The following is a 9,166-nucleotide window of genomic DNA, read 5'->3' on the forward strand; positions in this document are numbered from 1 at the left end:
GCCAGACTTGTTCAGAGTTCATGAAGTTTCGTGCGCCCTGAACTGAGTATGAAGGGCTCCACCCGGGTGTGAGAGGTTTGGTGGAGTTCAACTAACGGCACGGCTTCGGGCTCGGCACGGGCACCGTGGCCGAGGGCTGGATCGACGAGGCGGTTGCCTTCTGGAGGAAGCACGCCGAAGAGTGATGCGTGCTCCCGGTCAGCCGCCGTAGCTGAGCACCAGCGCCCAGTGGCGCACGTCACCGCGCAGGGCGCTGACGGCCCTGAGTATCACCGTCTCGTAGGTGCGGAGATCCTGAACCGAGGCTGCGGCGGGATTCTCCGGAGCCTCGAGGATCCGCATCCAGTCCTCCTCGGGGATGCCGAGCCGGTCGAACTGGATGGCGAACTGCTTCAGAAGCGCCTTGACGGCGATGTCGCGCTGGATGTCCGTGAGCGCGGTCCTGGGCGGATAGTCGGCGGCCTCCGCCCTGACGGCATGGATCACGGCGGAGAAGTACTTCCGGAAGTCCGCGTCCGAGAGGTTCCGGTAATGCCGATTGATGCGAGCGACGAGCCGCTCGTCGCCGAGCGCGTTGTACTGGCGCACCGTCACCTCCCGGTAGAGATCAATCGGAAGCGTCAGCCTTGTCTCGGTGACGATCCGGAAGAAGTCGTCAAGCTCCGCGGGCGGCAGACGCAGAACGCCGGTGTCGGAGAGCGAGGTGATGACGGCCATCGCTGCGCTGCGGCTGATGCCGAAGGCCTCCTCCGGGGACTCGTCACCCGTCGTCATCTGCACGATCACCTCAGCGAGGCGCATCACGACATTGCGGTCGCCGAAGAGCGTCTTCACCATCTCGCCGATCACATCGGCCTTCGCGCCGTTCACACCGTACTGCGAGGCGTACTGGGCGGCGAATCTGCGCTGAACGTCAGGCCGGGAGAAATACTTCATCAGCCCGTCGGTCATCTCCTCGGCGGTCGGGACATGACGATCCTGCCGGGCCGTCTGCATCCAGTCGGCGCCGCTGAGAGCGGCGAGCCCCGTCGGCGGCACATCAGCCTGCGCAGCGAGCGCACCGATGCCGAGGACGGCGGAGAGTGCGACGGAGGTGATCTGCCGGCGCATGTCAGCCTTCCTTCTTCTTCCCGAGATCGAGCTCCTGGCCCTTTGCCTTGAGCGGAACCTGATGCGGCTCGTCCTTCGGACGGTTCTCGGGGAAGAAGTGCGCGATCACCTTGACGAAGAGGCCGACCAGGACCGCGGAGAGCGCCGTGCCCTCGCGCAGGCCCACGAGGTTTCCGAGCACCGCGAGGGAGAGAAGGCACGCGAGGATCACGATCGTCACGTCGTTCCAGATCTTCACCGTGCCGAAGGGTTTGCGGAGCACCGTCGCGAAGGCGATCACCATGCCCTCGCCCGGCTGCACGATGGTCTTCGAGCGCACCTGCAGAAAGATGCCGATCGCGAGGAAGACGTTGCCCATGAGGCTCGTCATGAGCGAGATCCACCAGGAGTCGCTCACGACCGGCGCGCAGAGATGCATGTTCATGTCGATGAACGCGCTGAAGACGATGACCGCAGGAATCTGCAGGATATTGAGCGGCGAGAAGCGCTTTCTGAGCAGCGCCACCTGCAGCAGGAAGAACCCGCAGTTGAGGATGAAGGTGGTCGTGCCGAAGGAGAGCGGGAAGATCACCGAGCAGACGTAGGGCAGCGTGCTGATCGGGGTGGTGCCGAGGTGCGAGAGCGTCGTGAAGGCGATGCCGAGCGTGGCGAGCTCGATGCCGACGAGCAGCATCAGAAGCCTGCCGGTGAGGTTTCTGAACCGGTGGGAATATTTCTTTTGAGCGGACATGGCTGTGGGACCTGTTACGGCGGAGAGTCTAGCACCGTGCGAACGTGTCACATTTAATAAAGGACCATGTCCGGCCTCTCCGGTTCGTCAGCTTCCGTCCCTTTGCCCGGCGGCCGCGGCCGCATTGTGACCCGCCGCGCGGCCCATCACGAGGCAGTTGGCCACACCCGCGCCGCCCATGCGGTCGAGGCCGAAGACCCCGCCCACGACCTCGCCCGCGGCGAAGAGCCCGGGGATCGGGCGGTTCCGTCGGTCGAGGAGCCGCGCCTCGTCGTCGGTGGCGAGACCGTCCAGCGTCGTGTGCACGAAGATCCGCTCCCGTCCCCAGTAATAGGGCGGGTGGTCGATGGTCTGCGTGAAGACGGTCTTCCCGAAGTCCGGGTCGCGGCCGGCGGCCGCGGCGGAGTTGTAGCGCGCGAGCGTGCGAGTGAGCACTTCCTCAGGAACGTCCATGCCGCGGGCCATCTCGCCCACCGTGGCGGACTTGGTGACGAGGCCGTTGGCGAGCTTGACACCGAGCGTTGCGCTCTTCCTCGAGACGCTGTCCGTGATCACGAAGAACTGCTGCCCGGGAAGCCGCATCACGGCCCGCGAGATCGTGTTCCAGGGGAGGCCCTCGTCAATGAAGCGCTCGCCCGCGGTGGAAACGAAGATGTCGCCGCCGTCGTAGTCATTGAGCCTGCCGCCCCAGTAGGGGAGGAGCTGCAGGCCGAAGCCCGTCCTCACCGCCGCCCCGACGGAGCGGCCGAGATCCATGCCGTTCGCCTCCGCATCCTCCCAGAGCATGCCGAAGGGGTTGGCGCTCGTCCGCATGTCGGCCGGGATCTCGGGCTGCGCCTCGCGGCGCTTTTTCGCCGAGGCGGCGAACCCGCCCGCGGCGATCACGACCGCGCGGGCCCGGAGCTCCGAGTCCTTCGAGTCACTGCCTGCGCCGCTTCTGACCGACACCCGCCAGAGGCCGTCCGTGCTCCGGACGAGACCGGTGACCGCGCTCTCGAGCCGCACCCGGACGCCCGACTTCACCGCGCGGGCCATGAGGGCGAGCACGTAGGTGCGGCCCGCGGAATTGCCGATGCTCGAGACGCATCGTGAGCGAGTGCTCGCTCTCGCACGGAAGACAGGTCCGAAGCGCACGCCCATGCCCTCGAGCCAGTCGACGGCGGCCTCGGACTCGCGACCGATGCGCGCGAGGATCGCGCGGTCGCCGACGCCGCCCCCGAAGGCGAGCGCATCCTCGAGGAAGACCTCCGGGCTGTCCTCCACCCCGGCGGGTTTCTGACGTTTCTCAGAGACAAGGCTGATGCTGCCGCTCGAATAGAGGCTGTGACCGCCCGCGAGCGGTCCCTTCTCGAGCACGAGCACCCGCTCCGCCCCCGCCTCGCGCGCGGCGCAGGCGGCCGAGAGCCCGGCGATGCCGGACCCGATCACGAGCACGTCCTGCACGACGTTCATGCCGTCAGCGCCGTCCCTCCCCTCTTCCTTCAGTTCAGCCGCACGGGCGGGAGGGGCAAGCATGCCCAGGCGGAGCACGGACGACACCGCTCCGATGGATCCAATGGCCTGGAGCACCTCGCGGCGGATTCGGGAGACTTTCACTTCGCCTCCTGTTTCTTCTGCGCCTCCACCCAGCGGAAGGCCTCGAGCGTGCTGCTGATGCCGAGCTTGGCGTAGGCGTGCTGGCGGTGCATGCGCACGGTCTCGACCGAGAGACCGAGCTTCTCGGCGGCCTCGCGGTTGGAGAGCCCGCCGGCGACGAGCTCGATCACCTCGCGCTCGCGCGGAGAGAGATCCCCGAAGCGCTTCTGCTCCCGGGCCTCGGCCTCCTCGGCGCGCGCCGCGGCCACTGATCTTTCACACGCCGCCCGCACCGTGTCGCAGAGCACCATCGGGTCGGACTTCTTCTCAAGGAAGTCCTCGGCCCCGAGCTTCATCGAGCGCACCGCCGCGCCGATGTCCCCGTGACCGGTGAGCATGATGACGGGGATGCGGTTCTTCAATTCGATCAGGCGCTCCTGCATCTCGAGCCCCGTCATGCCCGGCATGCGCAGATCGAGCAGGATGCAGCCCGGACGGTCGCGGTCGTCCCCGTCGAGGAACGCCTGCGCGCTCTCGTACTCCCGGACCTCGAAGCCGAGCGTCATCAGGAGCAGCCGCTGGCTCGAGCGGAAGTCGGCGTCGTCATCGACGAGCCGCACAACGGGATTCAGATTTCTCATGACTTTTCCTTTTCCGATCCGGCCCTGCGTCCGTCATTGTGTCCGTCACTCTCCGGGGAAGAGTCGGATGCCCCGGCCTCCGGCTGCGCCGCGGGGAAGGTGACGCGCACCCGCACGCCGCCGCCGGGGCGGCGCGCGAACTTCATCGACGCCCCGTGCCCCTCGATGATGCCGCGGCAGATGCCGAGACCGATCCCGAGGCCGGTGGGACTCGGCACGATCGCGTCGCCCAAGCTCGCGAGCCTCGCCATCGCGTCGTCCGTCATCTCCTCGCCCGTGTTCTCAATGATGACATGGATGCGGGCGGAGGCAGCTCCGGACGAGCCGCCGGCCTCCCGCGGGTCCTCGTCCCCGGTCTTCTCCATCTTCCCGGGATTCTCCGGGGCCTCGAGCCGCGCGATGACGACGGGCTTCCCCGAGCCTTTCCGCTCGGCGGCATTGAGCGCGGCCGATGCCGCGTTGCGAATCAGATTGAGAAAGAGCACCTCGAGCTCGAGCGCGTCGCCCGTGACGAGCGCGTCGGTGCGGTCCGCCCCCTCGAGCTCGAGCGTGATGCGGGCGCGGTTCTCTTCCGTCAATTCCGCCCTCGCCGCCCGCAGTCCCCTTGAGAGCACGGGGCCGACGGCGACGGGCTGGTGCTGGCGCGTGCCCGCGCGGGCGTAGGAGCGCACGCGGTCGATGATGCCGGCGATCTTCGCGGCCTCGTGCTCGATGCCTGAGAGCGCGACGTCGAGGCGCTCGCCCGCCGGGTCGGCGGCCGGCGCGGATCCTCCGGCCTCGGCTTTCCGCGCACGGCCGAGAAGGAGCCTGAGCACCGCGGTGTAGGCGCGGATCGCCCCGATCGGAGCGCTAACCTCGTGGGCGACCATGCCGGACATCTGGTGCACGACCGAGCGGCGCTCGAGACCCGCGAGCCGCTGCCGCGCGTCGGCGGCCTCGGCTTCGCTTTTGAGATTCGCCTCGAGCGCGGCGCGCAGGTCGGCCGTGCGGCGGCGCACGAGGGCGTGGAGCCTGAGTTCATTCAAGACAAGAAGGAGGACGCCCGCGAGCAGCAGCAGGATCTCGTGCTTGTAACGCGAGAAGACCGCCATCGGGCTCATGTCGCGCAGATGCGCCCAGGGGCCGGCGCGCAGTTCCTCGAAGAGCCTCAGCACCCGCGCGTCCGAGACGTTCGTGAACCACTCGAACCCTTCGAAGCCGTGGAGCGAAAGAAGCGCGCCGAGGACGTCCCTCACCTTCTCCTCGCTCGCCCCGGAAAGGGCGATCAGGCCGATGCCTGGATAGAGATCGGTCGAGTGCCGGCAGGCGAGCCCGCCCTCGCGTTCGTGGATCACGCGGAGCCGCCCCGGGGCGGCGAGGCCCTCGGCCTCGACGGTCTCAAGCAGACAGGCCGGGATGATGCCCACATCTGTCGCGCCCGAGAGAACCTCGGAGAACACGTCCGGGTAGGCGTTGCTCCGGATCGAGAGGGTCGCGAAGAATTCGTCCGGGTCGAACCCGGCGCGGCTGATCTCGCCCGCGGCGGCGAGCCACCCCTCGACCGTGTCGGGAAGGCCCGTTGCGGCGCTCCTGCCCTTCAATTCAGAGAGAGACCGCCAGGGGCGGTCGGAGCGGACGACGAAGGCCGCGCCCACGGAACGCTCCGCGCTCTCGGCGAGAACGGTGCGGCGCGTGGCGATCTTCACCGCGGAGATCTTGTCGGAGAGCTGGGTGAAGGCCGCGAACCCCGAGGGTGCGAGCAGGAAGTCGGGCCGCACGCGCAGCAGCGCCTCCTCGGACTCGACCGCCGGGAGGACGGAGAGCTGCCAGCGGTACTGCGGGAGGAGCTCGCCCAACTTCCCGATCGTGCTCTCGAGCGCCCGAGTGTCAAACGGGTTGATCAGCGTGTCGATCACCGCCACCGAGAGCACGGGGCGGGTGTCGGGGCCGCCCCGGGACGGGGTCATGGCGAAGGGCTGCGAGGCCGCGGAGAGCCCGTCAGGTGCAGTGGATGCGGACTCGGCGGAGGAAACGGGGACGGCCGCAGGCTCCCCCGCCCGGAACGGGCCGGCCGGGGAGAGGATGACAAGGAGGAGAAGCAACAGGGGAAGGATTCGCCGCGACATATCTGAATGATGCGGGAAATCGCCCCTCAAACACAACACCCGGAAGGAGGTGAAGGCAGGCCGGGGGAGGAGATCACTAGCACAAACATGTGACGGACGGGTGTCGCAGCGATTTCATGCTGATCAAGATTCGGTCACAGGAGGATGACATGAAGGCGTATGTCATGGAAATGTCATATTCCCGTCATAAAGCCGTTACGGCTCTTCGTCAGAATCGGCCCCGCAAATCCGCTCCAGACATCGACCACTCCCCCCAGACCGATCATGGAACACTACTATCTTGTGATGCTCGCCTTCCTCGGCGTCATCGCGATCATCGATCTTTTCGTCGGCGTCTCCAACGACGCCTCCAACTTCCTTCAGTCCGCGCTCGGCTGCCGCATCGCGAGCTTCCGCACCACGATGTGGGTCGCCGCCGCCGGCGTGCTCCTCGGCTCGACCTTCTCGTCCGGCATGATGGAGATCGCCCGCTCCGGCGTCTTCAACCCGCAGATGTTCACCTTCGCCGAGATCATGGTGATCTTCTTCGCCGTGATGGTCGCCGACATCATCCTGCTCGACACCTTCAACAGCCTCGGACTCCCGACCTCCACGACGGTCTCGATCGTCTTCGAGCTCCTCGGCTCCGCGATCGCCGCCGCGGCGATGAAGCTTCTCTCCGAGGGCGCGTCGCTCGCCGAGGTCGCCGAGTACATCAACAGCTCGAAGGCCCTCACCATCATCTCGGGCATCCTGATCTCGGTCGTGGTGGCCTTCGTCGCCGGCACCGTCGTGCAGTATGTCGCCCGCCTCATCTTCTCCTTCAGGTGGGAAGGCGCCTACAGGAAGGTGGGCGCCGTCTACGCTGGCCTCGCCATCACCTCGATCATCTACTTCCTCGTGATGAAGGGCGCGAAGGGCGCCTCCTTCATGCGTCCCGAGTGGATCGAGTGGATCGACGCCAACACCCAGGTGATCCTGATCTCGCTCTTCGTGGGCCTCTCGGTCTTCTTCCAGATCTGCATCTCGTTCTTCAAGGCCAACGTCTTCAAGGTGATCATCCTCGCGGGCACGTTCTCGCTGGCCTTCGCCTTCGCCGGCAACGACCTCGTGAACTTCGTGGGCGTCCCGCTCGCGGCCCTTGACAGCTGGGAAGCCTGGAAGGCGAGCGGCATCGAGGACGAGGCCTTCATGATGGGGGGACTCCTCGAGCCCTCCACGGCCCCGACGATCTTCCTGCTGCTCTCGGGCCTTGTGATGGTCTTGACGCTCTGGTTCTCGAAGAAGGCCCACCGCGTCATCCAGACCTCGATCAATCTCGCGAGCCAGGCGAGCGAGCAGGAGCAGTTCGGCGCGTCCCTTCCCGGCCGCCTCATCGTCCGCGGCTCCATGACCGCCGGCCGCATCATCAACCAGATCATGCCGGGCGCGGTGAAGCGCGGCCTTGAGAGCCGCTTCGAGCCCCTGCCCTCGAACCCGAACGAAGCGCCGCTCCCCTTTGACTACGTGCGCGCCTCGATCAACCTCGTGGTCTCCGCGATCCTGATCGCGTCCGCGACGTCCCTCAAGCTCCCGCTCTCCACGACCTACGTCACCTTCATGGTCGCCATGGGCTCGTCCTTCGCCGACGGTGCCTGGGACCGCGAGACCGCCGTCTACCGCATCTCGGGCGTGCTCACCGTGATCTCGGGCTGGTTCGTGACCGCGTTCTGCGCGAGCTCCCTCGCGGCCCTCGTCGCTGTCCTCGTCTTCTGGGGCGGTGAAATCATGGCGGTGCTCCTCGGCGTCGTGTCGATCGGTCTCCTCGTCCGCTCCAACATCAAGGCCGACGCGGAGGACTTCACGATGGTGCGCCGCACCTCGAAGACCTACAACGCCCAGGAGATCCGCGCCATGATCAACGAGAAGGCCCCGGACAACCTCCGCCGCACGGTCGAGGTGGTGCACGAGGTTTTGGACGGCCTGCTCTCCGACCGCGAGCGCACCCTGGGTGCCGCGAAGGTCTCCGCCACGGAGCTCTTTGACGACCTCTCCGCGCAGCGCAGCGTCTACTACAGCATGGCGATGCTCTCCCGCTCCACGGGCGAGCGCGACTTCGACGCCCGCTACTGCTACCTGCGCGCCTTCACGAGCATGCGCGAGGTGGGCAGAACGCTGCAGAACCTCGCCAAGCTCTCGCGCGACCACGTCGCCAACCGCCACCGCGTCTACGAGGGCCGTCTTGCGGACGATCTGAAGGCGCTGCTGGCGATGCTCGACAACATTTCGCTCAACGCCGAGGGCAAGCCCGATCTGAAGACGCTCGCGAAGAACGCTCCGAAGGCGCTCGAGGCGATCGAGGACCTGCACGGCGACCTGCTGCGCTCCATCCCCTCCGAGGGCCTCTCGGTGCGCGGCGCGGAGCTCTACCTCTCGTTCCTGCTCTTCGCGCGTCAGCTGATCACCTACTACCAGATCGTCTCGATGATCGAGGGCCGCGTGGCGGCGCTCTGCAGCGAGGCCGAACAGGCTACTGAAAAGTCTGCCGAGCCCGCTCAGCCGCAGCAGCCCGCGGCCGGTCAGTCCGCCTGACCGCTGCTTCTGATCCTCCTCACGGGCCGCCCCGCCGGGGCGGCCTCGTGAGGTTGTGAGGACCGGCATCACCTCAAGTCCCGTGCATTCCCCTCGGAGTGCACGGGATTTTCTCTTTGTTTTCCCCGGGAATCCGTCCCGGGCGGAGCGTTCACGGAGGGAAGTGAGCTTCGCCAGCGGGAGGCACGGTCCTATGAAGCCCATAGGCCCGCCGTTAAGAAGCATTTATCATAGGTTTTAACCTATGAAAATTATAGATTTCTAAGTATTTGACTTATATACGAACAACACCTAAACTTCGCTCATCCGTTGAGAACGACAGACCTTCGAAAGGCAGTTCTCATACGAGATCCGACAAGAGACCCACCGGTTCCCCGCCCTTCCCAAAGGGGAACCCCAGACAGGAGAAAGACCTCATGCAGAAGGAAGCACTCGCACGCGAGTTCACCGATCTG

6 protein-coding genes are annotated in these 9,166 nt (G+C 66.4%); 1 reads left to right on the forward strand and 5 read right to left on the reverse strand.

Annotation, left to right across the window (positions count from 1 at the left end; all coding sequences use genetic code 11):
• Nucleotides 1–198: 198 nt before the first annotated feature.
• The 5 genes from Q4F91_RS11800 to Q4F91_RS11820 form a co-directional block, all read right to left on the reverse strand.
• Nucleotides 199–1,110: a hypothetical protein gene (locus Q4F91_RS11800; RefSeq protein ID WP_303337917.1), complete on the reverse strand. Its 912-nt coding sequence runs from the start codon at nucleotides 1,108–1,110 to the stop codon at nucleotides 199–201.
• Nucleotide 1,111: 1 nt separating this feature from the next.
• Nucleotides 1,112–1,840 carry a YitT family protein gene (locus Q4F91_RS11805; RefSeq protein WP_303337918.1) on the reverse strand — a complete coding sequence of 243 codons (729 nt, stop codon included), beginning with the start codon at nucleotides 1,838–1,840 and terminating at the stop codon, nucleotides 1,112–1,114.
• Between the two features lie 87 nt (nucleotides 1,841–1,927).
• A complete protein-coding gene (locus Q4F91_RS11810) occupies nucleotides 1,928–3,436 on the reverse strand; it encodes an FAD-dependent oxidoreductase (RefSeq protein WP_303337919.1) in 1,509 nt (502 codons plus the stop codon).
• Nucleotides 3,433–4,056, reverse strand: a complete 624-nt coding sequence (locus Q4F91_RS11815; RefSeq protein ID WP_303337920.1) for a response regulator transcription factor — start codon at nucleotides 4,054–4,056, stop codon at nucleotides 3,433–3,435. Before Q4F91_RS11815 ends, Q4F91_RS11810 begins: the two co-directional genes overlap by 4 nt.
• Nucleotides 4,053–6,137 carry a sensor histidine kinase gene (locus Q4F91_RS11820; protein WP_303337921.1) on the reverse strand — a complete coding sequence of 695 codons (2,085 nt, stop codon included), beginning with the start codon at nucleotides 6,135–6,137 and terminating at the stop codon, nucleotides 4,053–4,055. The genes Q4F91_RS11815 and Q4F91_RS11820 overlap by 4 nt, the downstream gene beginning before the upstream one ends.
• 288 nt (nucleotides 6,138–6,425) lie before the next feature.
• Here Q4F91_RS11820 and Q4F91_RS11825 point away from each other — a divergent pair, with 288 nt between their 5' ends.
• Complete coding sequence (locus Q4F91_RS11825; protein ID WP_303337922.1) at nucleotides 6,426–8,711, forward strand: inorganic phosphate transporter; 2,286 nt, start codon at nucleotides 6,426–6,428, stop codon at nucleotides 8,709–8,711.
• Nucleotides 8,712–9,166 lie beyond the last annotated feature (455 nt).

This window comes from Sutterella sp. (assembly GCF_030539355.1).
Classification (GTDB): domain Bacteria; phylum Pseudomonadota; class Gammaproteobacteria; order Burkholderiales; family Burkholderiaceae_F; genus Sutterella.